Source organism: Enterobacter sp. SGAir0187 (genome assembly GCF_002952735.2).
Classification (GTDB): domain Bacteria; phylum Pseudomonadota; class Gammaproteobacteria; order Enterobacterales; family Enterobacteriaceae; genus Enterobacter; species Enterobacter quasiroggenkampii.
The window spans coordinates 596,080-619,676 of sequence record NZ_CP025034.2; the positions used below are offsets into that span (position 1 = coordinate 596,080).

Consider the following 23,597-nt stretch of genomic DNA (forward strand, 5'->3'; position numbering starts at 1 on the left):
CTTTTACTGATAAGTTATATCCAGGGTGGCAGAAGCATTGGCTTTACCCGTGGTGACCGCTGTATTGGTCTGATAATAACGTGCAGTAATCGGAAAAGTTTCCTGACCACCTGCTGATCGTTTTAGTACAATCCGATTATTTAATACTAACGGCGCGCCGTTATATAAGAGCTGCACGCCAACGCCTTTTGCGACATCAGCATTACCCTGACCGCTGAGTGCTAATACGCTGGTAGTGCTGACATCCGGGTTTTGGGTGCCTTGTAAGGTGACGTTGATATTTGCATTTGCATCACAATTTAGGCCCAGATTCTGGGTGTTTTGTGCACCCGAAGGCGTTGTGCCTACTGCCGTTCCAAAACTTGAGGCCAATATATTCCCTATCGGAAATGTTAAATTTGGTGTTGCTATTGAACATGCAACAACTGTTATGTTACCCGATACAGTGATTGGTATTTCAGTGGCCCATTGCCCAGATAGATTGCTACTGCTATTAGCAATCAATGCTGCAACCTGACCAGAAATCGGGCCTGATATCATGTTTGCAGTTTTCCATAATCTTATTTTGGGTTGCTGAGTATAGTTCTGATAGGTATTAATATTTGACGTTCCAAACCCTGGGCCAATCCAAGCATCTACTAGTGAAGCATATGACCCTGGAACGCCTATGACTCCTTCACCGGCATATGTTGTGCCAGTGGAAAGCTCTACACCTGATTGCTTAACACCGATACTGATCCCTAACCCTGACAGGGTGGTGGAATAAATTCTTTCTCCTGAGGGGCCTGAACGAACGTAACTAGAATACGAGTTTTTTACTCCGGCACGGTCCCCACCGTAATCTGTTGTACGGCAACTATATGTTTGAGCATTAGAACCATAAATTTCGTTCGAAATGGCACTCCCCACAACTGCATCACGTTGAACAATAATATTACCGATATTTATAGAAGTGCTTCCTATTAAATTAGAACATGTATTTGCATAAGAAGATGCAATATTGCACATTAAAAAAGCGAATAAATATATAATTTTCATATCAAACACCTTCAACTACATAACTTATCATTAATTACAACGCTCGCTTGAAAGTATCACACCATTAGTGTTTTTTTCATTTATATGAAAATGACTAGTACAAGAACTCATTTTAGAATCGCCCCACCGCACATTTAAATATCCTGATTGCGAAGCTACTGATAAATAAACTTGTCCGCCGTCCCCAACAATGAAACTTTGTTCTTTATTTCCTTCAAGGGTTGCAATAGCCCCAAACGGCACCGGCTTACCATTAGCTTGAGTCAGCGTCATTAATACCCGCATCCCGACATTTGCCACATAATCCGCTTTAACCACCGCACCGCGCGTCGGAACCACCGTTTTGGTGGTTAGTTCCAGCTCTACATCGTCCGGCAGCGTTTCAGTATTCAGCGTTACGTCATTCTTGCGGAATGGCTGTACGTTACTGACGGCGGTATAGCCGCGCCAGTCGGTTTTGGCGCCTGTCTGGTTCTGAATGCCCACGCCCTTCGCACCCGGCGCCTTCACCAGCACGTTGGTTTCGCCCAGCGGCTGCGACAGGGTTACGCCGTCGGCATGAGCCAGGATGCCGCCCTGCAGCCCGTAGTTCAGCCGGTCGCTGCTCTTGTCGTAGGCATAACCCGCCGTCACTTCGCCGTAGGTACCTTTATAGTCACCGTTCATATTGCCGGTGTAGCCCACGCCGTCAGTGCCGTAGCCCTGCTGCACGTTCCAGCTGAGCGCGTTGTTTTCCAGCGCCATGCCGTTGATGCCCACAGAATGCGTTGTTCCGCTGTTCTTGCTGCTGTTCATGCTGTAGTTGGCCCACGTCTGCGGCAGGAATTTTTCCAGCGGGATGCTGACGTTGAGCGCCAGGATCTGATCTTTGTCGTAGCTGGTTTTACTGCCGTAGCTGCCCGCGCTGCCGTTCTTGCTGTAGGTATAGGTCAGCCCGTAGCTGATGCCGCCCCAGTAGTTGTTGTACCCGGCGCTGTAAGATTCCATGCTCTGGCCGGAATTCCAGTAGTCCTCTTTTACGGCGCTCAGCGACAGCGATCCAAAATTGGCTCCCATGTTCTGGCTGACGGTCATCTCGGCGCGGTTACGGCGGCGGTCGCTGAGGGCGCTGCTGTCGCCGTACGAATCCAGCACTTCCTGCATCCCGTAGTAGCCCGCCGTCGAGTAGCGGTAACCCGCAATCGCGAAGTTGGTCCCGGTTTCAGCAAAGTTTTTGCTGTAACGGATACGCCACGACTGGCCGCTCTCTTTCGCCTGTTTGTACGGAGTCGACCACGCCTGGGTCACGTCGGTAGAAACCGCGCCCAGGTCACCCATGTTTTTACCGACACCGGCCGCAATCGACTGGTATTTACTCGACTCCTGAAAGCCGCCATAGATCGTAAAGCCGTACGGCAGACCGTAAATGCCGGTCATTTGTCCGAACGGCGTCTTGTCCACAGACCCGTCATACGAGCGATATTGCCCGCCCGTCGCTGAAAACTTCAGGCGGCCTTCACGCTGCAATACCGGCAAAGAGGCAAACGGCACGGTAAAGTGCTGTTCGCTGCCTTCGGCTTCTTTAACCGTGACATCAAGATCGCCCGCGCCACCGGTCGGGTACATATCGGTGATTTCAAACGCCCCCGGAGCAACATAGCTCTGGTAGATCTGATAGCCGTTCTGGCGTACCACCACCTGGGCGTTGGTGCGGGCAATCCCGCGCACCACCGGCGCATAGCCTTTCAGCGAATCCGGGAGCATGTCGTCGTCAGAGGCCAGCTGCACGCCGCGGAACGGCATGCTGTCAAACACATCAGCAGGCGCGGAGCTGTCGCCGGCGGTGAACTGGGCTTTTAGCGGTACAACGGCCCGCTGGGCGTAGGTGTAGACCGTATCCCATTTATCCTTGCCGTCATTGTCGCGACTCCAGGTGGAGTAATTGCGAAACCGCCACGGGCCGATATTAAGCCCCGGACGCAGGTTCGCGTACTGGCTGCTGCTGTCAGTGCCGCTTCCCTGACGCGCCCAGCTGTTGGCCCCGCTCAGGCTGTAGTTCAGCATCAGCGCGGTGATACCGTTATCCCACTGTTCCGGCGGCACGTACCCCCGGGCCTGCATCGCCACAGCCGCCTGCGGAATAGTCAGCACCAGGCGCTGTGCGCCGAACTGAAAGTCCGCCGAGGCCTGGGGGATCGCCGCCAGGTTGGCGCACTCCCCGCCTTTATTCAGGTCAGGAAACAGTTCGGTTTTGACCCCCCAGCTTTTCAGCTGCTCAACGCTCAGGCAGGGCTGGAGACGTTCATCCCCGTCTTCTCCCTGTTTCACCGCATTGAACTGAAGATCAAGGGTGTCCACCTGCTGCTCGTCAAGTACCACATCAACATGGTATTTCCCCGGCGCCTGAGAGCCTGACTCGAAAGCCGCCAGGTCTGCTTTTCCTGCGCCCGGATTATCCAGCTCCAAGAGTTCAGGGTTAAAATAGTCTCGTGCCTGAACCACACCACTGTACCCCCCAATAACCGCAGCGATGAAAAGCGCCAGTCGGGCAGGACGAAATAACGTTTTTTGAACCATAAGCCTGTTAATCCTTTATTCCTTTATTTATTAAATGCTGGCTTTATGGGCTTCGCCGGTACCGCCATAGTCGTTAATCACCTTGAATGTCACCGCACCGCCGCTGATGCCCTGAGGCAAGGCAAAGCGCGCTGAGCTTCCCGGCAGGACGTAGCTGACGTCATCCAGCTTTTTGCCATTCACCGTAATTTCATTAAAATTCATCACCAGACTGGTGGGGTTATTCACCTGTATCTGATTACCGCTGCGCTGCCAGGTTAATTTATCGGCCTGCTCTTCAGGCAACTGCCCTTTTAATGCCGCCGGTCGATAAATCAGTTTAATGCGGGTTTTGACGGCGATTTGCAGGGTATTATCTTTGGCCGGCGCAGACGGAATCGCTTTAATATTCAGCCAGTAAAGACTTTCTTTATCTTGTGGCAGCGCACCTGCCACTAAAATACGCTCAACGTTCTGCTGCCCTTTATCCAGACGGTATAACGGTGGGGTAATAATAAAAGGCGCTTTCTCAGCGCCATTGCCTGGCACCTCGACCCATGACTGTATTAAATACGGCGTACTGTCCGGGTTATTGACGCTCAGAGAGGCTTCCTTTTTATTGCCATCATAAATCACACGTGTGCCACCAATAACCACACCTGCGCTGGCGGCGGAACAACCCATAGCCATAGCGGTGCAGGCAATTAATACTTTGCTAATCAAGTTCATAAATAATCTCACGTTAAAGGGCCAGATAACTGGCCCTTATTTTTCCGGGGAGGGGGAAATTAGTTGTAAACTACGGAGAAGTTGGCAACAGAGTTAGCCGGACCCGCAGTCACAGTGTCAGACGTGGATTTATACTGCGCGTAGAAATCCAGCGTGTTGTCATCAGTGGTCAGGGTATAACGGTAGCCGTTGTCGCCGTGCAGGCCCAGGTCAGCTTTGTCAGCGGTCATCAGGTTGATGGCCACGCCAGTTGCTGCGCCAGAAACAGAGCTGTCGATCGCCAGCAGATTAGAATCAGCGGCGTCAGGCTTACCATCGAACATTACGTGTGCAGACGTGACGGTTTCCGGGCAATCTTTCAGCACGATATTGAATTTCTTGGCCGCAGTGGTATCACCGGCTGCAGAGAATTCAGATTTATTATATTTACCCAGTGCAACGGTCTGGTTCTGTGAACCCACGTCAACGGTGCACGCTGCGTCCAGAATTTCACCGGTAAAGTTTACGGTACCTGCCGCTGCAAAAGCATTAGACATGGATAATGCGACAGTCGCTGTAAAAGCAGCAACGATAATATTCTTTTTCATGAAGTTAATTCCTTAGTAATAATATCAGTTCATGAAATACAGACAGCAACATCCAGACAGCGCGATGGCTATATATTTTTGTGCCCGTCATTTCATTTTCATTGTGCAGTGCGTAATGATAAAACAATCTCATTAGATAACATTGTTTACACTCCCTCACTTGCTGAATCGAAATTTATAGAATTTGGAGTTCGAGCACAATCGGTTTTTAGACCAACCGTAGACTTTAAAATTAACACATTATTAACACCACAAATATTCACTATTTATCCCAGAATTAATATTGCAACTATGTTAAGAAATCAGTCCACAATGGCACCACGCTAATATTTCCTTCTCTAAAAAGCAGAACGATAATCCGGCACGTATCTTTACCCATACAAAGATCGTCTGGAGCAAATAATTATGAATACAAAAATCACAACCGGCTCAACACCGGAAGTTACATCTGCGCAAGCGGTAAAACCCGTCCTGTCTATTAATAATATAATTGAACAAACATCCCCTTTCGCCACAAGCTTCCATGCAACTAAAGGTGAAATATTACGTTATTATTCCGGCAGTAAACGAACGTGCTATATTCTTCATGAAGGGAGCGTCACGTTAAACCGCCGGGGAGATGCCATGGTGCTTAATTCAGAGCAGGCTCCCTTTATTCTGGGCGTGAGCAATCAATTCGCCCTGTCAGAAAATCTTTATATCCGCGTTAATGAAAATGCGATCATAAGCCGGCTGCCGCTGGAGCGTTTTAACCTTCTGATTGAAAGCTTTGGACTATGGGAAAGCCTGTGTAAGCTGCTGGTTTATACTGCTTCACGCGTCTATGAGCATTGCACGCTAATCTCGCAGATGTCCTCCTACGAGATCATCCGCTTTCAGCTTCAGGAGTTGATGAACGAATCAGAGCGCATCCGCACCAGCATTACGGCAGCGAATTACATCAAAAGTCGAACCTATTTGTCGCGTAGCGGTATTATGCGTATTCTCGCAGAGTTGCGTGATGCGGGTTATATTGAGCTTAAGCGGGGTATTCTGATTACCCTTCATCACTTACCGCTAAAATATTGAATGAATTCCCGAATTTCAGATGAGCAGGATCTGAGACAGGACTATACTTGCCTCAAAACGCAGCATGCTATTGACAGGTAACGTATGGCCAGAGAGACACATCAATCGCGGATACTTCGCACATCAGATTTTGCTCATCTGCTGGTGGATTACCTTAAACAGGATGCAGAAGTAAAACACATCCTTCCCCGCCGTCGCCTGGGCATGCAAATCAAGGGTGAGCGTTTTTGCTACCTTATTCTTACGGGACGCGTAACCGTCCACCGCCAGAGCGACGATCTTGTGATGAGCACCATCACGGGCCCCTCTTTGATCGGCATCGGTAACCTCTGGCAAATGCAGATGGACGGTTATATCAAAACGCTGGTTCCCTGCGATATTGCGATTCTTAACATGGACGCGGTACTGACGACCGTTAACACCCATCAGCTCTGGGAGCCGCTGGCGAAACATATGATGGTGGTCGCAGGTAAACTCTTCCACTCCAGTGAACAGCTGTCGGCCCCCTCCGCTTACGATATCGTGCGTGCTCAGCTCAACGAACTCCTCAGTGAATCCCCTGCCGTGCGAGAAAACATCACTGCCGAGCGCTATATCCGCGATAAAACCCACCTCTCGCGTAGCGGGATCATGCGCATTCTTGCCTCGTTAAAAGAAGGCGGGTATATCGAGATGAACAGGGGCGTGTTGATGAATATTGTGAAACTTCCGGAGAAATTTTAGGGTGCCTCAGAAAGGAGGGTACGCCTTCCCGGCCTCCCCCCTCAAATACTTAAGCCAAGCTAAAGTATTTATTCATTATGCACTGGTCTGACCCGCCGTTTCTGCATTTAGCCGCAAGAAATCTTTACGTCTCTTTAACTATTGAGACGAATCCGATCGACGCTAAAAGATGACATGCCTACTATTAGGGCACGGTTATAGATCAACACCTTGATTTATAAGCATGGAAATCCCCTGAGTGAAACAACGAATTGCTGTGTGTAGTCTTTGCCCATCTCCCACGATGGGCTTTTTTTTATCCTGACTACGCGCGCTTAACCTCACAGGCACTGAGCATCCGCCACTCAGCAGGCAGCACCCGCGTTTCCCCCGTCACATTGACCGTCACCCTCTCGCGGATATCCGCCGACGATGCGCCAACCTGCAGTTCAAACTCGCCCGGCTCAACGATGCGTTTCCCGTCCCGGCGGGTAAAGTTGAACATCTCCACCGGCAGCGTGAAGGTGAGCGTGGCGGTTTCGCCCGGCGAGAGCGTGACGCGCTGGAAGGCCTTCAGCTCCTGAAGCGGTCGCACCTGGGTGGCGACCTTATCCCTGACGTAAACCTGCACCACCTCGCTGCCGCTGCGCTCGCCAGTATTGGTAATATCCACGCTCAGCGTCACCTGGCCGTCAACCGGCACGCTAGTTTCAGCTACGCGGACAGCATTCCAGCTAAACGTCGTCCAGCCGAGGCCGAAACCAAACGGATAACGTGAACCGAAGTGGAACGCAAACGGCGTGCCGCCGCTTTTGAGCTTGTGATTGTAGTAATACGGCATTGCCCCGGCGCTTTTCGGCACGCTCACCACCAGACGCCCCTGCGGCTCTGCGCGTCCCGTTAGCACGTCCGCGATCGCCCAGCCCCCTTCCTGCCCGGGCGCCCACGCCACCAGCAGCGCTGCAATCTTATCCTCCAAGCCCTGAAGGTTGTACGGACGGCCGCCGGTCATCACGACAATCACCGGTTTGCCCGTCGCCACCAGCGCCTCCAGCAGCTGTTGCTGCACGCCCGGCAGATTCAGGGAATCGGTGTCGGAACCTTCCCCCACGGTACCGCTCTGGAACAGCCCGGCGAGATCGCCCACGCAGGCCACCACCACGTCACTCTCCTGTGCCGCCTTGACAGCCTCGGGGATCAGCGCGGTACTTTGCGAGACCGGCGATTGCTGCATCGGCTTACCGCCGCTATCGCCCGGGAAGACCGGCGCACCCGCCATCCGTTTCTCGATGATGTGACACCCTTTGGCATAGCGGACGTTCGATGCCCCGAGATACTGCTCCAGCGCCGCGCGCGGGGTCGTGACCTGCGAGGTCTCTTCCACCATATCGCTGATGATCAGATGTACCGGGAAGCTGTAGCCGCTCAGTAACGCCAGCGGATCGTCTGCCGTCGGCCCCACCACCGCCACGCGGGGCTTACCGCCGAGCGGTAAAATACCGTTGTTTTCCAGCAGCGTGACCGATTTCGTCGCCACCTCCCGCGCAACCTGTCGGGTGTCATCATTCTGCAGATCGATACAATTTTCATCTGCGTACGGGTTTTCAAACAGGCCCAGACGGAATTTCTCCGTCAGCACGCGCGCCACAATCTCATCCACTTTGGCCATAGAGATCAGCCCGCGCTCAACGGCGTCCGCCAGATGCCGCGCGCAGTCGTCTTTCGGCAGCTCGACGTCCAGCCCGGCATTAAAGGCCAGCGCGGCGGATTCGGCCGCATCGTGGGACACACCGTGATGCTGGTGCAGCAGGCTGACGCCGCCGTAATCCGCGACAATAATCCCGTCAAAGCCCCACTGTTCGCGCAGGACGGTGGTCAGCAGGAAGCTGTCGCTGTGCCCCGGCTGATTGTCGATATCGTGGTAGGCGGGCATCACCGACCCGGCATTGGCCAGCTTCACCGCCATTTCAAACGGCAGCAGGAAGGTGTCGTTCAGTTCGCTAAAGCCCAGATGTACCGGCGCATGGTTGCGCGCCCCTTCGCTGAACGAGTGGCCCACGTAGTGCTTGAGCGTCGCCAGCAGGTCGCGCCTATCGCCCTGCAACCCTTTCACGTAGGCGGTCGCCATCACGCCCACCAGCCAGGGATCTTCCCCGAAGGTCTCTTCAGTTCGCCCCCAGCGCACGTCGCGGGAAACGTCCAGCACCGGCGCCAGCCCCTGCTGACAGCCGACGGACCGCGCCTCTACACCGATCTGCTCTGCCGCGCGCTGTACCAGTTCAGGGTCCCAGGTAGAGCCGTAGTTCAGCGACGACGGGAACAGCGTGGCGTCTTTGCACAGCAACCCCACCAGGCACTCTTCATGGAACAATGCCGGAATGCCGAGGCGCGTCTCTTCCATCATCATGCGCTGCAGGCGGTTAGCGGCGCGCACCCCGGTTTTCGCGTCAACGATATGGGTACCCAGCGGACGGGTGATCTGCCCGACGCCCAGCTTTAGCCGTTCACTCAGCGCTGCCTGCTCGCTCACGCCGGCGAATTCATCGCTGAGGTCGCTGCGTTCGCGGTGGTTGCCGTTTTCATCGAGGATCAGCCAGTACGCATGCATCTGGGCGAACTTCTCTTCCGGGGTCATACGCGCCAGTAAATCGGCGACGCGCTCGTGCACGGGACGTCCCGCGTCCTTATAGATAGCTGTCATGTTTTACTCCTGTAGTGCGGAAGGGATTGTTGGGCTGAGCTGCCCCGCATCGGGTCTCACCTCAAGCTTGCTGGCCAACTCCCGGGCGATGGAATCCACCAGCCGACTGTTGAGCTTGTAGATAGCAAGCAGCGCGACCATGCAAAGGAACAGCGCGCAAGGGATAAGGGTGAACAGCGCGTTAATCGTAGAGAGTACGTGGGGTGCCTGAGCTGCCTGTCCCGGGGCGTAATCCACCATGCCCAGCACCCAGCCGACCACCGCGCCGCCCAGCGCCAGGCCGAATTTGATGGCAAACAGCGCGGTGGAGAAGACCAGCCCGTCCAGACGGCGGCCACTGCGGTGCTCTTCGTAGTCGACCACATCGGAGAACATGGTCCACTGCAGCGGCGTGGTCAGGTTTTGCACAAAGCTAAAGACGATGTTGAGGCCAAAAATCAGCCACACCTGTGAAGGCGGCAGGAAGAAAATCAGCGCGCCGAAAATCACGAAGGAAATAATGGTCCACTGGTAGGCACGCACGCGGTCAAATTTCCCCAGCAGCCGCTCAGATAATAATGCGCCGCTTAAGGAGGCGACCATTCCGGAAACAATAAAGGCAAAAACCAGCTCCGGGCGCAACAGCACGTAGTTCACGTAATACATCGTGGCGGAACCGCGCGTTACCACCGCCGTTAACAGCAAAATATTAAACAGGAACACAATGCGCCACTGGCTGTTTCCGGCCAGCAGTTTTAAATCGGTGAGCATCGAGCCGGAAGTATCACTGCGCGGAGAATAACGCTCGCGGGTCATCAGGAAACAGCAGAAAAAGAGCACAATGCCCAGCAGCCCCATCAGGCTCATGGCGTAGAAATAGCCTTTCTGCACGTTGCCCTGGCCTAACAGTGAGACCAGCGGCAGGGCAATCACCGTCACAATCAATCCGCCGATAAACGACAAGCCAAAGCGCCACGACTGCAGGGAGTGACGCTCGCGCGGATCCAGCGTCAGCGCGCCGGGCATGGCGCAGTAAGGCACGTTAATGGCGGAGTAAATCAGGCTTAAGATCGCGTAGGTCACACAGGCATAAACGATTTTCGCCGTCGGCCCCACGTCCGGTACATAGAAAGTGATGAGGCAGCTTACGCCAAACGGAATGGCGAACCACAGCAGCCAGGGACGGAAACGACCGTGACGCGTCTGGGTGCGATCCACCAGGGCGCCAATGCACGGGTCGACAAACGCATCAACCACGCGCACCACTAAAAACATGGTGCCCATGATGGCGGCGGGCAGCCCAAAAACGTCCGTATAGAAATAAGCGAGAAATAAGGTTGCCGTTTGCCAGACCAGCGCGCTGGCCATATCACCTAAGCCATAACCTATTTTATCTTTGGTACGCAATACAGAGGAGAGTGTCATTGTTATTTGCCTTTTTATCAGGTTAAAACGTATTTCAACCAGTTGCGCATCATCTGAAGGGAAATGCGCATGTAAGGCTCAAGTATTAGCAACGGTTTGCGCGCTAACAATTGTCTAAATTGACAGGCAAATTATGATATTTGGTTTTTTACTTTATTTGTGATGGGGAGCAAATAAGAGGGGGAAATAAAAAAGGCGAGGAATAATATCCTCGCCTTTTCGGGTCAGCGCGGCGTTACTTGTTCAGTTCCGCCAGGCTCAGCCAGGTTTGCACCACCGTATCCGGGTTCAGGGACAGGCTATCAATCCCCTCCTCCATCAGCCATGCGGCAAAGTCTTCATGGTCGGATGGACCCTGACCACAAATCCCGACGTATTTACCCTGCTTCTTCGCCGCGCGGATGGACATGGAGAGCAGCGCTTTCACCGCCTCGTTACGCTCGTCGAACAGCTCGGAGACCACGCCGGAGTCACGGTCCAGACCCAGCGTCAGCTGCGTCATGTCGTTCGAACCGATAGAGAAGCCGTCGAAGTGCTCCAGGAACTGCTCGGCCAGCAGGGCGTTGGACGGGATCTCACACATCATGATGATCTTCAGCCCGTTCTCGCCGCGCTTCAGCCCCTGACGCGCCAGCTCGTCCACCACCGCTTTCGCCTGATCTACGGTACGTACGAACGGGATCATGATCTCCACGTTGGTCAGCCCCATGTCGTTGCGCACGCGCTTCACTGCCTCACACTCCAGCGCGAAGCAGTCGCGGAAGCTGTCGGACACGTAGCGTCCGGCCCCGCGGAAGCCAAGCATCGGGTTCTCTTCTTCCGGCTCGTAGCGCTCGCCGCCGACCAGGTTGGCGTATTCGTTAGACTTAAAGTCAGACAGACGCACAATCACGCGTTTCGGATAGAAAGCGGCACCCAGCGTCGCGATCCCTTCGGTCAGACGGCCGACGTAGAACTCTTTCGGCGAGTCATAGCCTTTCATCATCTCGCGGATTTCGTTCTGCAGCTTCGGATCCTGGTCGTCAAACTCCAGCAGCGCACGCGGGTGAACGCCGATCATACGGTTGATGATAAACTCCAGGCGCGCCAGGCCTACGCCTTCGTTCGGCAGGCAGGCGAAGTCGAACGCGCGGTCCGGGTTGCCGACGTTCATCATGATCTTCAGCGGCAGATCCGGCATGGTATCCACGCTGGAGCTCTTCACGCTGAAGTCGAGGATATCGGCATACACATAGCCGGTATCGCCTTCGGCACAGGAGACGGTCACGTTCTGTCCGTCCTTCATGCGCTCGGTAGCATCACCGCAGCCGACAACCGCAGGAATACCCAGTTCGCGGGCAATGATCGCCGCGTGACAGGTACGGCCGCCGCGGTTGGTGACGATAGCCGCCGCTTTCTTCATGATCGGTTCCCAGTCCGGGTCGGTCATGTCGGTCACCAGCACGTCGCCTGGCTCAATACGGTTCATCTCGCTGATGTCGTGGATCACTTTCACCGGACCGGCCCCGATGCGGTGACCGATAGCACGGCCTTCCGCCACGATTTTGCCCTGGGCGTGCAGCGTATAACGCTCCATCACCTGGCCGCGAGAGCGGACGGTTTCCGGGCGCGCCTGCACGATAAACAGCTTGCCGGTGTTCCCGTCTTTCGCCCATTCGATATCCATCGGACGGCCGTAGTGTTTTTCAATCTGCACCGCCTGCTTCGCCAGCTCCTGCACTTCGGCGTCGGTCAGGGAGAAGCGGTCGCGCTGCTCCTGCGGTACGTCTTCAATTTTAACCTGCTTGCCATGCTCCTGGGTCGGGGCATAGATCATGCGGATTTTTTTCGAGCCCATGGTGCGGCGCACCACCGCCGGACGGCCAGCGGCCAGCGTAGGCTTGTGAACGTAGAATTCGTCAGGGTTTACCGCACCCTGCACCACCATCTCACCCAGACCCCACGCGGAGGTGATAAACACCACCTGGTCGAAGCCGGATTCGGTATCAATGGAGAACATCACGCCGGATGAGCCCACGTCCGAGCGCACCATGCGTTGCACGCCAGCGGAAAGCGCCACGCCGCGATGGTCGTAGCCCTGGTGCACGCGATAGGAGATGGCACGGTCGTTAAACAGGGAAGCAAACACGTGCTTCACGGCCACCAGCACCGCATCGTAACCCTGGACGTTCAGGAAGGTTTCCTGCTGCCCGGCAAACGAGGCGTCCGGCATGTCTTCCGCGGTCGCAGAGGAACGCACGGCAAAGGAGGCCTGCGCATCGTCAGCAGAGAGCTGGTTGTATGCGTCGTGAATGGCTTTTTCCAGTTCCGGCTGGAAAGGTGTGTCGATGATCCACTGGCGGATCTGCGCCCCGGCTTTGGCAAGCTCGGTGACGTCATCAATATCCGTTTTATCCAGCAGGTCGTAAATGCGCTGGTTAACACCGCTCTGGTCTAAAAACAGGTTAAAGGCATCGGCGGTGGTGGCAAACCCGTTCGGTACGGAGACACCCATACCCGACAGGTTTGTAATCATTTCACCCAGGGAGGCATTTTTGCCCCCAACTCTGTCTACATCATTCATGCCGAGTTGGTTATACCAAAGCACCAGCGGTGACGAGCCATTGTTGGACATCGAAACAATCCTTTTGTGATATTTGATCGGAGTAAGTAACACCTGACTACGTATTTATACTGGCATATTTATTTCCGCTAAAAAAACGGTGAATCGTGTAAGCAATTTAAAATTTCAACTTTTCGGATACTTTCCCATCAACGATTAACCCGATGATTCCTCTATATTCAGCCAGAAACCCCAAAAATAAAGTCGCTATTTGAAAAATGAAATCCACTTTTCAGGAAAATCAAAAACAGCGTTTCATTCATAATTAGGATAAGTTCTTTGCTGTGTAAATTACTTTTTTAATTTATGCTTTCAGACAATTACGTCTGATATTCAGGGTGGGTAAAATGGATAGTGCTGTCGATCGTCACGTTTTTTATATTTCTGATGGTACGGCGATCACCGCCGAGGTGCTGGGCCACGCGGTGATGTCGCAGTTTCCCGTATCGATCAACAGCATTACGCTGCCGTTTGTCGAAAATGAGAGCCGCGCCAAAGCGGTGAAGGACCAGATCGACGCCATCTACCAGCAGACCGGTGTCCGCCCGCTGGTGTTCTACTCCATCGTAATCCCCGAGATTCGCGCCATCATTCTGCAGAGTGAAGGCTTCTGTCAGGATATCGTGCAGGCGCTGGTGGCTCCGCTGCAAAGCGAGCTGAAGCTCGACCCGACGCCTATCGCCCACCGTACCCACGGGCTGAACCCCGGCAACCTGACCAAGTACGACGCGCGTATCGCCGCCATCGATTACACCCTCGCGCACGACGACGGTATCTCTCTGCGTAATCTCGACCAGGCGCAGGTGATCCTGCTTGGCGTGTCGCGCTGCGGCAAAACGCCGACCAGCCTCTACCTGGCGATGCAGTTCGGCATTCGCGCCGCCAACTACCCGTTTATTGCTGACGATATGGATAACCTGGTGCTGCCCGCCGCCCTTAAGCCGCTGCAGCACAAACTGTTCGGCCTGACGATTAATCCGGAACGCCTTGCCGCCATCCGCGAAGAGCGCCGCGAGAACAGCCGTTACGCCTCCATGCGCCAGTGCCGGATGGAGGTCTCCGAAGTGGAAGCCCTGTACCGCAAAAATCAGATCCCGTGGCTGAACAGCACCAACTACTCTGTGGAAGAAATTGCCACCAAAATTCTTGATATCATGGGGCTTAACCGCCGCATGTACTAATATGCTAGTACATTAGCTCAGATTCAGGTATCATCATCGGCAACCACGGGGCGGTGTCGCCCCGAACTTGAAATCAGCAGGGATTGGTTTAAGGTGATGCCCATCACTTCCCGGTAGTCTGCCGATGAAGCAAAAATTTTCTGAGACATTCCATGAATAAAACCGATGAACTCCGCACTGCGCGCATTGACAGCCTGGTCACGCCGGCTGAACTGGCCCAGCGGCATCCTGTTTCCGCTGCCGTTGCGGAACACGTGACGGCCTCCCGCCGCCGCATTGAAAAAATACTTAATGGTGAAGACAAGCGTCTTCTGGTGGTGATTGGTCCCTGCTCCATCCACGATCTGGATGCCGCGATGGATTATGCAAAACGGCTTCAGGGGCTGCGGGAAAAATACCAGCATCGCCTTGAAATTGTGATGCGCACCTACTTTGAAAAACCGCGTACCGTGGTGGGCTGGAAGGGGCTGATTTCCGACCCTGACCTGAACGGCAGCTATCGCGTGAACCACGGGATCGAGTTGGCACGTAAGCTGCTTTTGCAGGTCAACGAGCTGGGCGTGCCGACCGCCACCGAGTTTCTTGATATGGTGACCGGGCAGTTTATCGCCGATCTGATCAGCTGGGGCGCGATTGGCGCACGCACCACCGAAAGCCAAATCCACCGCGAGATGGCCTCCGCCCTCTCCTGTCCGGTCGGCTTTAAAAACGGGACCGATGGCAATACCCGTATTGCGGTTGACGCCATCCGCGCTGCCCGTGCCAGCCACATGTTCCTGTCGCCGGACAAGAGCGGTCATATGACCATCTACCAGACCAGCGGTAACCCGTACGGGCATATCATTATGCGCGGCGGCAAGAAACCCAATTACCATGCACAAGATATTGCGGCGGCCTGTGAAACCCTGGCCGAGTTCGACCTGCCGGAACATCTGGTGGTGGACTTCAGCCACGGCAACTGCCAGAAGCAGCATCGCCGCCAGCTGGACGTCTGCGATGAGATCTGCCAGCAGATCCGCAGCGGTTCAACCGCCGTTGCAGGGATTATGGCGGAGAGCTTTATCAAAGAAGGCACGCAGAAAATCGTTGCTGGCCAGCAGATGGTATACGGCCAGTCGATCACCGACCCGTGCCTGAGCTGGGAAGACAGCGAACTGCTGCTGGAGAAACTCGCAGCAGCCGTGGACACACGCTTTTAACATCCTGCCGGGTCGCCCTGCGCTTACCCGGCCTACGATTCTCGCCCTTCTCCCTCTCCCGGTGGGAGAGGGTTGGGGTGAGGGCACCAGGCCGCATCGCCTCCCCCTGAATTTGATCCCGTCACACAATTTTCACAAAAACGCTTGCCGTGAATTTGCAGTTTATTGATAATGATTATCATTGTTACATTGATTGTTATTTATAAAAATTATGTCACGTACGGATAATAGCGCGGCAACGCCAGCAAAAACAGACACAGCACCAGCCCCTATCGAGCGTCGGATTGACAGCAAAACCCTGCTCGGCGATGAGGGCCGGGTCATTATCGAGCATGACGGCCAGCGCTATCTGCTGCGCCAGACCCATGCCGGAAAACTGATCCTCACAAAATAAACAACACAAAAAACTACGCCAGCCACCCAGGTAAACCCCAGGCAGCCAGCGCTTTTCAATTCTAATGGAGAGTTGCTATGCCACACCTGCCTTCCGCGTCTTTACGCCCGTCACTTCTGACGCTGGCGATTGTCAGCGCCCTGCCGACCGCGGTGTTTGCTGCCACAGATGACATTACCGTCACCGCCACGGGCAACGCCCGCAGCGCCTTTGAAGCCCCCATGATGGTGAGCGTGATTGGCACCAGCGCGCCGGAGAAGCAAACCGCCAGCTCGGCGGCCGACCTGCTGCGTAACGTCCCCGGCCTGACGCTGGACGGTACCGGGCGCACCAACGGGCAGGACGTGAACCTGCGCGGCTACGATCGTCGCGGCGTGCTGGTGCTGGTTGACGGCGTGCGTCAGGGCACCGACACCGGCCACCTGAACAGCACGTTCCTCGATCCGGCGCTGATTAAACGTATCGAAGTGGTTCGCGGCCCGTCGGCCCTGCTGTACGGCAGCGGCGCGCTGGGCGGCGTGATTTCCTATGATACCGCCGATGCGAAAGATCTGCTGGAGCCGGGTAAAAACAGCGGCTACCGCGTGTTTGGGACGGGCGCGACGGGCGATCACAGTCTTGGCCTGGGGGCCAGCGCCTACGGCCGCACCGACACGCTGGACGGTCTGGTGGCCTGGTCCAGCCGGGATCGTGGTGATATTCGCCAGAGCGACGGAGCAACCGCCCCTAACGACGAATCCATCAATAACATGCTGGCGAAAGGCAGCTGGAAAATCGACCCGGCCCAGACCCTGAGCGGCTCCCTGCGCTACTACAATAACGACGCTCAGGAACCGAAAAACCCGCAAACCCCCGGGGCGGACAGCAGCAACCCGATGACCGATCGCTCCACCATTCAGCGTGACGCGCAGGTGGGCTATCACATCGCCCCGGAAGGTAACGACTGGCTGAACGCCGACGCGAAGGTCTACTGGTCCGAGGCGCGCATTAATGCCCAGAATATCGACAACAGCGGTGAGTTCCGCAAGCAGACCACCAAAGGCGGCAAGGTGGAAAACCGCACCCGCCTGTTCAGCGACACCTTCGCATCACACCTTCTGACCTACGGCGGGGAATATTATCGTCAGGAGCAACATCCGGGCGGGGCAACCACCGGCTTCCCGGAGGCGAAAATCGACTTCAGCTCCGGCTGGCTGCAGGACGAAATTACCCTGCGCGATCTGCCGGTCACCCTGCTGGGCGGCACGCGGTATGACAACTACCGCGGCAGCAGCAATGGCTACGACGATGTCGATGCCGATAAATGGTCCTCCCGCGCCGGGTTGACCGTCAGCCCGACCGACTGGCTGATGCTGTTTGGCTCTTACGCGCAGGCCTTCCGTGCGCCGACCATGGGTGAGATGTACAACGACGCCAAACACTTCTCTATTGGCCGCTTCTATACCAACTACTGGGTGCCGAACCCGAACCTGCGCCCGGAAACCAACGAAACGCAGGAGTTTGGTTTTGGTCTGCGCTTTGACGATCTGCTGCTTGCCAACGATGCGCTGGAGTTTAAAGCCAGCTATTTCGATACCAAAGCCAAAGACTACATCTCCACCACCGTCGATTTCGCGGCGGCAACCACCATGTCGTATAACGTCCCGAATGCCAAAATCTGGGGCTGGGACATGATGGCAAAATACTCGGCCGACCTCTTCAACCTCGACCTGGCCTACAACCGCACGCGCGGGAAAGATACCGATACGGGCGAGTACATCTCCAGCATCAACCCGGATACTGTCACCAGCAAGCTGGATATTCCGGTGGCGCAGAGCGGTTTTTCCGTCGGCTGGATTGGCACCTTTGTCGATCGCTCAACGCATATCAGCAGCAGCTACAGCGAGCAGCCGGGCTATGCGGTCAACGACTTCTATGTCAGCTATAAGGGCCAGGAGCGGCTCAAAGGCGTGACCACGACGCTGGTACTCGGCAACGCCTTCGACAAAGCGTACTGGTCACCTCAGGGCATTCCGCAGGACGGCCGTAACGGCAAGATTTTCGTCAGTTATCAATGGTAATCCCTTCGCCCCGGCTGACCGGGGCATTGCTTTGAAAGGAAGAGACAATGAATCACTACACACGCTGGCTTGAGCTAAAAGAAGAAAATCCGGGTAAATACGCGCGCGACATCGCAGGGCTAATGAACATCAGCGAAGCGGAGCTGACCTTTGCCCGCGTGGGCCACGACGCCTGGCGCCTGCACGGTGAAATTCGTGAGATCCTGGGCGCACTGGAGGCGGTGGGCGAAACCAAATGTATCTGCCGCAACGACTACGCCGTTCACGAGCAGGTCGGGAACTTTACTAATCAGCACCTGAACGGTCATGCCGGGCTGGTGCTGAACCCGCGCGCGCTGGATCTGCGCCTGTTCCTCAACCAGTGGGCAAGCGCGTTTCACATCAGTGAAGCCACCGCCCGCGGCGAGCGGCAAAGCATTCAGTTCTTCGACCATCAGGGCGATGCCCTGCTGAAGGTCTACGCCACGGATAATACCGACGTTTCCGCCTGGGGCGACGTGCTGACGCGCTTTATCTTTGCCGAGAATCCTCCGCTGGCGTTGAAGAAGGCCGATGCCCCGGCTCACGCAGAAAACGCAAATGCTGCCCTCATGGATAACGAGTGGCGCGCTATGACCGACGTTCATCAGTTCTTCAGCCTGCTCAAGCGCCATAACCTCAGCCGCCAGCAGGCGTTTCGTCTGGTGGGTGACGATCTGGCCTGCCGGGTAGAAAACACCGCGCTGGCGCAGCTGCTGGAAGCGGCGCGCCGGGACGGTAACGAAATCATGGTCTTCGTCGGCAACCGCGGCTGCGTGCAGATTTTCACCGGCGTGGTGGAAAAGCTGGCGCCGATGAAAGGCTGGCTGAATATCTTCAACCCAACCTTTACCCTGCACCTGCTTGAAGACGCGATTGCCGAGACGTGGGTCACGCGCAAACCGACCGCGGACGGGCATGTCACCAGCCTGGAGCTGTTTGCCGCCGATGGGACGCAAATCGCCCAGCTGTACGGCCAGCGTACGGAAGGTGAGCCGGAGCAGAGCCAGTGGCGCAGCCAGATTGACGCCTTAACGGCGAAAGGGCTGGCCGCATGAAACGGTGGCTTGCCCTGATCGGCGCCCTGCCCCTGCTGGCGTTTGCTGCGCCGCAGGAAAAAATCATCACGCTCGGCGGCGACGTCACCGAGGTTGTCTACGCCCTCGGCGCAGCGTCTTCGCTGGTGGCCCGCGACAGCACCAGCCAGTGGCCGCAGGCGGCTACCGCGCTGCCGGACGTGGGCTATCTGCGCCAGCTCAACGCGGAGGGGATCTTATCCATGCGTCCTACGCTGGTGCTGGCCAGCGCCCAGGCGCAGCCGTCTCTGGCGCTCAAGCAGGTTGAGCAAAGCCACGTCAGGGTCATCGCAATTCCTGCCGGTAACGATCTGAGCGTCATTGACGAAAAGGTACGGATCGTCGCTGAAGCGACGCACCGCGAGGCTGAGGGGGAAGCCTTGCGCAAGACGCTGCGTCAGACGCTGTCGACGCTTCCCGCGTCGCCGCTCAATAAGCGGGTGCTGTTTATTCTCAACCACGGCGGAATGACCGCCATGGCTGCCGGACAACAGACCGGCGCGGACGCGGCCATTCGTGCGGCGGGGCTGCAGAACGCGATGCAGGGGTTCACCCGCTATCAGCCGCTGTCTCAGGAAGGCACGATTGCCAGCCGGCCCGATCTGGTGGTGATTTCTCAGGACGGCATCAACGCCCTGGGTGGGGAAGCGAATCTGTGGACGCTGCCCGGCCTGGCGCAAACCCCGGCAGGACGGAACAAGCAGGTGCTGGCGATTGATGACATGGCGCTGCTGGGCTTCAGCGTGCGAACGCCGGAAGCCATCCGGGAGTTGCGTGCCAAAGCGGAGCAACTGCCCTGATGTCCCGGCGAGCCGCCCTGTCATTATGGATGCTGGCCGCGCTGCTGGTCGTCACGACGCTGACGGCCAGCGGTATTGGCGCGCTGCGCCTGCCGGTCAGCCTGCTGTGGAACGGCACCGACGAGGCCCTGCGTCAAATCTGGCTGACGATCCGCCTGCCTCGCGTGCTGCTGGCGCTGGCGATCGGCGGTTCGCTGGCGCTGGCGGGCTGCGTGATGCAGGGGCTGTTTCGCAACCCGCTGGCGGATCCGGGCCTGCTCGGCATCAGCAGCGGCGCGGCGCTTGCCGTCGCCCTGTGGGTGGTGCTTCCGCTCTCGCTGCCGGCGCTGGTGATGCTGTATGCCCCGATGCTGGCGGCGTTTCTCGGCGCGCTGGCCGCCACCGTCGTGATTTTCCTGCTCAGTCGACAGCGTGACGCTTCCCTGTCGCGCCTGCTGCTGGTAGGGATTGCCATCAACGCCCTGTGCGGCGCCGCCGTCGGCGTGCTGTCATGGCTCAGCAATGATGTCCAGCTTCGCCAGCTTTCTCTCTGGGGAATGGGCAGCCTCGGCCAGGCGCAGTGGTCGACGCTGCTGGCCGTCGCGTCGCTGATGATCCCCACCGTGCTGGCGATCTGGCGTCTGGCAGGCGCCCTGAATTTGCTGCAGTTGGGCGACGAAGAGGCGCACTATCTCGGCGTGGAGGTTGCCGCCGTGCAGCGCATCCTGCTGCTGTGCAGTGCCCTGCTGGTGGCTGCCGCCGTTGCGGTCAGCGGCGTGATCGGTTTTGTCGGCCTGGTGGTGCCGCACCTGGTGCGCATGTGGCTGGGAGCCGACCACCGGGCCGCGCTCCCCGGCTCGGTGCTGGCCGGTGCGCTGCTCCTGCTGGTGGCCGATACGCTGGCGCGCAGCCTGGTCGCCCCGGCGGAAATGCCGGTCGGCTTGTTGACCAGCCTTCTCGGCGCGCCGTGGTTCCTGTGGCTTATCTTTCGTCGCGGAGGTGCGCATGGCTGAACGCTATTGTGCAGAAAACCTTGTTTTTCGCGCCGGACAACGCACGCTGATTAACGACGTGTCGCTGACCTTATCTCAGGGCGAGCTGGTGGCGCTGATTGGCCCCAACGGCGCCGGGAAATCGACGCTGTTGCGGCTGCTTACCGGCTACCTTAAACCTGCGGGCGGACGGTGCAGCCTGGCGGGCACACCGCTTGCGGCCTGGTCGCCGGACAAGCTCTCCCGCTACCGGGCGGTGATGCGCCAGAACACGCAGCTCGGATTTGACTGGCCGGTTGAGGCGGTCGTCGGTATGGGGCGTGCGCCCTGGACCCGCACACCGGAAGCGTCGGTGATCGAGGAGGTCATGGCCATCACCGGCTGTTTACCGCTGGCGGGCAGGCAGTTTGCCGCGCTCTCCGGCGGCGAGCAGCAGCGCGTTCAGCTCGCCCGCGCGCTGGCTCAGCTCTGGTGCGACGGTGCGCCGCGCGGCTGGCTGTTTCTTGATGAACCCACGTCTGCGCTCGATCTCTATCACCAGCAGCATCTGCTGCGCCTGTTGAAATCCCTGACCAGCCGGGGACATCTGCACGTTTGCGCGGTGCTGCACGACCTCAACCTGGCAGCGCTGTGGGCGGATCGCCTCCTGCTCCTGCACAGCGGCAGGATCGTGTCCCAGGGAGAGCCGGAAACCGTTTTGCAGGCCGATGCGCTGGCGCACTGGTACGGCGCACAGGTTCATGTCGGCAGGCACCCGGCTCACGCCGCGCCGCAGGTGTTTCTTGCCCCTTAATCGGGCTGGTAAAAATCCTTCAGCGTTTCCAGCAGGGCATGCGCCGCTTTTGAAAGCTGCGTGTGCCCGGGATGGATCACCCCAATACACTTTTCAATAGGCGGGCTGTCCAGCGGAATACAGACCGCGCCCAGCGACGCCATCTGCGTCTTGCAGAGCGCCGGTACGGCGCTGCCGCCCAGCCCGCTTGCGACCATCCGCCCGACCGTCACCAGCTGATGACTTTCAAGCGCGACGTCCAGCTTTCTGCCGCTTCGCGCGAGCTCCTCTTCCATCATCAGACGCACCGCCGACGGGCGCTGCAGGGTGATGAAATCCAGCGTCAGCAGCGCTTCCCAAGTCAGGCGCTTTTTGCCCGCCAGCGGGGAATCTTTCGGCACAATGGCAACAAAGCGGTCGAGACCCAGCGGAGTAAACAGCAGGTTGTGTGTGGGCGCGGGCTCAAAGGCGATGCCCATCTCGACCCGCCCTTCCCGCACCATCTCAATCACCTGCTCGTTAATCACGTCATGCACGGTGACATTGATCCCGGCATGGCGATCGCGAAACGCTTTCAGCACCTCGGGCAGGACATTCGCGGCAAACGACGGCATCGCCGCGACCGAAATTTTACCGCGCTGCAGAGTAAAGCACTGGTGCATCGCCTCTTCGACATTATCCCAGTCGGCAAGCAGCTGCCGCGCCATCGGCAAAAACGTCTCCCCCTCCTGCGTCAGCGCGACCTTGCGCGTGCTCCGCTGCAGCAGCGGTCCGCCGAGCGCGTCCTCCAGGGCTTTAATCGTCAGGCTCAGAGCTGGCTGGGAGAGATTCAGCCGTTCGCTGGCGTGGGCGAAATTCAGAGTGTGAGCTACCGCTAAAAACGCGCGTAACTGTTTGACACTCATTCTCATTTTTCATCCTGTTAACTAATTGAAAAAATTTAGTTAACAGGAAATTAATAAAAAAACCAAATGAGTGAGTCACAAATTCAAAATTAACAAATGAGTTGCCGCCCCTAATGATACCGCCACGGTTAAAAGGAGGAATGACGATGGCGGGACTGGATAAGCGCGTCGACAGCTATGCGCAGGCGCTGGATGGGCTGACGGACGGGATGACTTTGCTGGCGGGCGGCTTCGGCCTGTGCGGTATTCCGGAGAACCTGATTGCAGAGGTCAGACGCCGTCAGGTGAAAGATCTGACGGTGGTATCAAACAACTGCGGCGTGGACGGTTTCGGTCTCGGGCTCCTGCTCGAAACGCGGCAGGTTCGCAAAGTGGTGGCCTCTTACGTCGGCGAGAACGCGCTGTTCGAGCAGCAGGTACTGAGCGGTGAACTGGAGATTGAACTCACGCCTCAGGGCACGCTGGCGGAAAAGGTGCGCGCGGGCGGCGCGGGTATTCCGGCATTTTACACGGCCACCGGCTACGGCACGCCCGTGGCTGCGGGCAAAGACGTGCGCCAGTTTGCCGGTAAGCATTACATCCTCGAAGAGGCCATTACCGGTGATTTCGCGCTGATCAAGGGCTGGAAAGCGGACTGGTACGGCAACGTCGTCTACCGGCATACCGCGCAAAACTTTAATCCGCTGATGGCAACGGCGGGACGGATAACGGTCGTCGAGGTGGAGGAGATTGTTGCGCCGGGTGAGCTGCCCCCGTCGGCCATTCATACTCCGGGCATTTACGTCGACAGGCTGATTGTCGGCCAGTTTGAAAAACGCATTGAACAGCGCACGCTGCGCGCGGAAGGAGTGTGAC

At 56.8% G+C, this 23,597-nt stretch carries 19 protein-coding genes and 1 other RNA gene; 12 read left to right on the forward strand and 8 right to left on the reverse strand.

The genetic code is table 11. The features are described 5' to 3' along the window. Window positions 1-3: 3 nt before the first annotated feature. From CWR52_RS02860 to CWR52_RS02875, 4 genes are read right to left on the reverse strand one after another with little or no spacing between them, the layout of a single operon-like run. Complete coding sequence (locus CWR52_RS02860) at window positions 4-1,038, reverse strand: fimbrial protein (RefSeq protein WP_167467773.1); 1,035 nt, start codon at window positions 1,036-1,038, stop codon at window positions 4-6. Window positions 1,039-1,068: 30 nt separating this feature from the next. After that, on the reverse strand, window positions 1,069-3,594 hold the full coding sequence (locus CWR52_RS02865; protein ID WP_104948794.1) for a fimbria/pilus outer membrane usher protein: 2,526 nt from the start codon (window positions 3,592-3,594) through the stop codon (window positions 1,069-1,071). A 30-nt stretch (window positions 3,595-3,624) separates the two neighbouring features. Beyond that, window positions 3,625-4,302 (reverse strand): fimbrial biogenesis chaperone, encoded by a 678-nt coding sequence (locus CWR52_RS02870; RefSeq protein ID WP_104948795.1) that lies wholly within the window; start codon window positions 4,300-4,302, stop codon window positions 3,625-3,627. 59 nt (window positions 4,303-4,361) lie between these two features. After that, entirely contained in the window at window positions 4,362-4,889 is a 528-nt protein-coding gene (locus CWR52_RS02875) for a fimbrial protein (RefSeq protein WP_104948796.1), read from the reverse strand. Window positions 4,890-5,294: 405 nt separating this feature from the next. Between CWR52_RS02875 and CWR52_RS02880 the strand changes: the two genes are divergently transcribed. From CWR52_RS02880 to rprA, 3 genes are all read left to right on the forward strand, one after another. Beyond that, a complete protein-coding gene (locus CWR52_RS02880) occupies window positions 5,295-5,957 on the forward strand; it encodes a helix-turn-helix domain-containing protein (RefSeq protein ID WP_104948797.1) in 663 nt (220 codons plus the stop codon). An 84-nt stretch (window positions 5,958-6,041) separates the two neighbouring features. Further along, window positions 6,042-6,680 (forward strand): winged helix-turn-helix transcriptional regulator, encoded by a 639-nt coding sequence (locus tag CWR52_RS02885; protein WP_104948798.1) that lies wholly within the window; start codon window positions 6,042-6,044, stop codon window positions 6,678-6,680. Between the two features lie 191 nt (window positions 6,681-6,871). Next, window positions 6,872-6,979: antisense sRNA RprA (rprA, locus tag CWR52_RS02890), an RNA gene on the forward strand. Between the two features lie 5 nt (window positions 6,980-6,984). Here the strand turns inward: rprA and CWR52_RS02895 are convergent. The 3 genes from CWR52_RS02895 to ppsA all read right to left on the reverse strand — a co-directional run bounded on the left by CWR52_RS02895 (window position 6,985) and on the right by ppsA (window position 13,378). After that, window positions 6,985-9,360, reverse strand: a complete 2,376-nt coding sequence (locus CWR52_RS02895) for a glycoside hydrolase family 3 N-terminal domain-containing protein (protein ID WP_104948799.1) — start codon at window positions 9,358-9,360, stop codon at window positions 6,985-6,987. Window positions 9,361-9,363: 3 nt separating this feature from the next. After that, window positions 9,364-10,764, reverse strand: a complete 1,401-nt coding sequence (locus CWR52_RS02900; RefSeq protein ID WP_104948800.1) for an MFS transporter — start codon at window positions 10,762-10,764, stop codon at window positions 9,364-9,366. Window positions 10,765-10,999: 235 nt separating this feature from the next. Continuing rightward, window positions 11,000-13,378: a phosphoenolpyruvate synthase gene (gene ppsA / locus CWR52_RS02905; protein ID WP_023311316.1), complete on the reverse strand. Its 2,379-nt coding sequence runs from the start codon at window positions 13,376-13,378 to the stop codon at window positions 11,000-11,002. Between the two features lie 335 nt (window positions 13,379-13,713). On the opposite strand from ppsA, the gene ppsR reads away from it, so the two are divergent. The 8 genes from ppsR (at window position 13,714) to CWR52_RS02945 (ending at window position 21,858) form a co-directional block, all read left to right on the forward strand. Next, entirely contained in the window at window positions 13,714-14,547 is an 834-nt protein-coding gene (ppsR, locus tag CWR52_RS02910; RefSeq protein WP_008500644.1) for a posphoenolpyruvate synthetase regulatory kinase/phosphorylase PpsR, read from the forward strand. Window positions 14,548-14,699: 152 nt separating this feature from the next. Beyond that, window positions 14,700-15,746 carry a 3-deoxy-7-phosphoheptulonate synthase AroH gene (aroH, locus tag CWR52_RS02915; RefSeq protein ID WP_104948801.1) on the forward strand — a complete coding sequence of 349 codons (1,047 nt, stop codon included), beginning with the start codon at window positions 14,700-14,702 and terminating at the stop codon, window positions 15,744-15,746. Window positions 15,747-15,957: 211 nt separating this feature from the next. Beyond that, entirely contained in the window at window positions 15,958-16,140 is a 183-nt protein-coding gene (gene hemP / locus CWR52_RS02920) for a hemin uptake protein HemP (RefSeq protein WP_045910279.1), read from the forward strand. 77 nt (window positions 16,141-16,217) lie between these two features. After that, a complete protein-coding gene (locus tag CWR52_RS02925; RefSeq protein WP_104948802.1) occupies window positions 16,218-18,200 on the forward strand; it encodes a TonB-dependent hemoglobin/transferrin/lactoferrin family receptor in 1,983 nt (660 codons plus the stop codon). 47 nt (window positions 18,201-18,247) lie between these two features. Further along, the gene (gene chuS, locus CWR52_RS02930; RefSeq protein WP_104948803.1) at window positions 18,248-19,276 is read left to right on the forward strand and encodes a hematinate-forming heme oxygenase ChuS; all 1,029 of its coding nucleotides are present in this window, start codon (window positions 18,248-18,250) and stop codon (window positions 19,274-19,276) included. After that, a complete protein-coding gene (locus tag CWR52_RS02935) occupies window positions 19,273-20,094 on the forward strand; it encodes a heme/hemin ABC transporter substrate-binding protein (protein WP_104948804.1) in 822 nt (273 codons plus the stop codon). The genes chuS and CWR52_RS02935 overlap by 4 nt, the downstream gene beginning before the upstream one ends. After that, the gene (locus CWR52_RS02940) at window positions 20,094-21,086 is read left to right on the forward strand and encodes a FecCD family ABC transporter permease (RefSeq protein WP_104948805.1); all 993 of its coding nucleotides are present in this window, start codon (window positions 20,094-20,096) and stop codon (window positions 21,084-21,086) included. The genes CWR52_RS02935 and CWR52_RS02940 overlap by 1 nt, the downstream gene beginning before the upstream one ends. Further along, on the forward strand, window positions 21,079-21,858 hold the full coding sequence (locus CWR52_RS02945) for a heme ABC transporter ATP-binding protein (RefSeq protein ID WP_104948806.1): 780 nt from the start codon (window positions 21,079-21,081) through the stop codon (window positions 21,856-21,858). Before CWR52_RS02940 ends, CWR52_RS02945 begins: the two co-directional genes overlap by 8 nt. On the opposite strand, the gene CWR52_RS02950 is transcribed toward CWR52_RS02945, so the two are convergent. After that, on the reverse strand, window positions 21,855-22,748 hold the full coding sequence (locus tag CWR52_RS02950; RefSeq protein WP_032645461.1) for a LysR family transcriptional regulator: 894 nt from the start codon (window positions 22,746-22,748) through the stop codon (window positions 21,855-21,857). The two genes, CWR52_RS02945 and CWR52_RS02950, sit on opposite strands and share 4 nt — an antisense overlap. A gap of 140 nt (window positions 22,749-22,888) precedes the next feature. On the opposite strand from CWR52_RS02950, the gene CWR52_RS02955 reads away from it, so the two are divergent. After that, window positions 22,889-23,596, forward strand: a complete 708-nt coding sequence (locus CWR52_RS02955; protein WP_045910273.1) for a CoA transferase subunit A — start codon at window positions 22,889-22,891, stop codon at window positions 23,594-23,596. Window position 23,597: the final 1 nt, after the last annotated feature.

Excerpts from the sequence above, each read along its gene's own strand:
- CWR52_RS02940 (WP_104948805.1), top strand. The coding sequence starts at position 20,094 with ATGTCCCGGCGAGCCGCCCTGTCATTATGGATGCTGGCCGCGCTGCTG.
- CWR52_RS02880 (WP_104948797.1), top strand. The coding sequence starts at position 5,295 with ATGAATACAAAAATCACAACCGGCTCAACACCGGAAGTTACATCTGCG.
- ppsR (WP_008500644.1), top strand. The coding sequence starts at position 13,714 with ATGGATAGTGCTGTCGATCGTCACGTTTTTTATATTTCTGATGGTACG.
- CWR52_RS02860 (WP_167467773.1), bottom strand. The coding sequence starts at position 1,038 with ATGAAAATTATATATTTATTCGCTTTTTTAATGTGCAATATTGCATCT.
- CWR52_RS02900 (WP_104948800.1), bottom strand. The coding sequence starts at position 10,764 with ATGACACTCTCCTCTGTATTGCGTACCAAAGATAAAATAGGTTATGGC.
- CWR52_RS02865 (WP_104948794.1), bottom strand. The coding sequence starts at position 3,594 with ATGGTTCAAAAAACGTTATTTCGTCCTGCCCGACTGGCGCTTTTCATC.
- CWR52_RS02925 (WP_104948802.1), top strand. The coding sequence starts at position 16,218 with ATGCCACACCTGCCTTCCGCGTCTTTACGCCCGTCACTTCTGACGCTG.
- CWR52_RS02950 (WP_032645461.1), bottom strand. The coding sequence starts at position 22,748 with ATGAGAATGAGTGTCAAACAGTTACGCGCGTTTTTAGCGGTAGCTCAC.
- ppsA (WP_023311316.1), bottom strand. The coding sequence starts at position 13,378 with ATGTCCAACAATGGCTCGTCACCGCTGGTGCTTTGGTATAACCAACTC.
- chuS (WP_104948803.1), top strand. The coding sequence starts at position 18,248 with ATGAATCACTACACACGCTGGCTTGAGCTAAAAGAAGAAAATCCGGGT.
- hemP (WP_045910279.1), top strand. The coding sequence starts at position 15,958 with ATGTCACGTACGGATAATAGCGCGGCAACGCCAGCAAAAACAGACACA.
- CWR52_RS02875 (WP_104948796.1), bottom strand. The coding sequence starts at position 4,889 with ATGAAAAAGAATATTATCGTTGCTGCTTTTACAGCGACTGTCGCATTA.
- aroH (WP_104948801.1), top strand. The coding sequence starts at position 14,700 with ATGAATAAAACCGATGAACTCCGCACTGCGCGCATTGACAGCCTGGTC.
- CWR52_RS02955 (WP_045910273.1), top strand. The coding sequence starts at position 22,889 with ATGGCGGGACTGGATAAGCGCGTCGACAGCTATGCGCAGGCGCTGGAT.
- CWR52_RS02870 (WP_104948795.1), bottom strand. The coding sequence starts at position 4,302 with ATGAACTTGATTAGCAAAGTATTAATTGCCTGCACCGCTATGGCTATG.
- CWR52_RS02885 (WP_104948798.1), top strand. The coding sequence starts at position 6,042 with ATGGCCAGAGAGACACATCAATCGCGGATACTTCGCACATCAGATTTT.
- CWR52_RS02935 (WP_104948804.1), top strand. The coding sequence starts at position 19,273 with ATGAAACGGTGGCTTGCCCTGATCGGCGCCCTGCCCCTGCTGGCGTTT.
- CWR52_RS02895 (WP_104948799.1), bottom strand. The coding sequence starts at position 9,360 with ATGACAGCTATCTATAAGGACGCGGGACGTCCCGTGCACGAGCGCGTC.
- CWR52_RS02945 (WP_104948806.1), top strand. The coding sequence starts at position 21,079 with ATGGCTGAACGCTATTGTGCAGAAAACCTTGTTTTTCGCGCCGGACAA.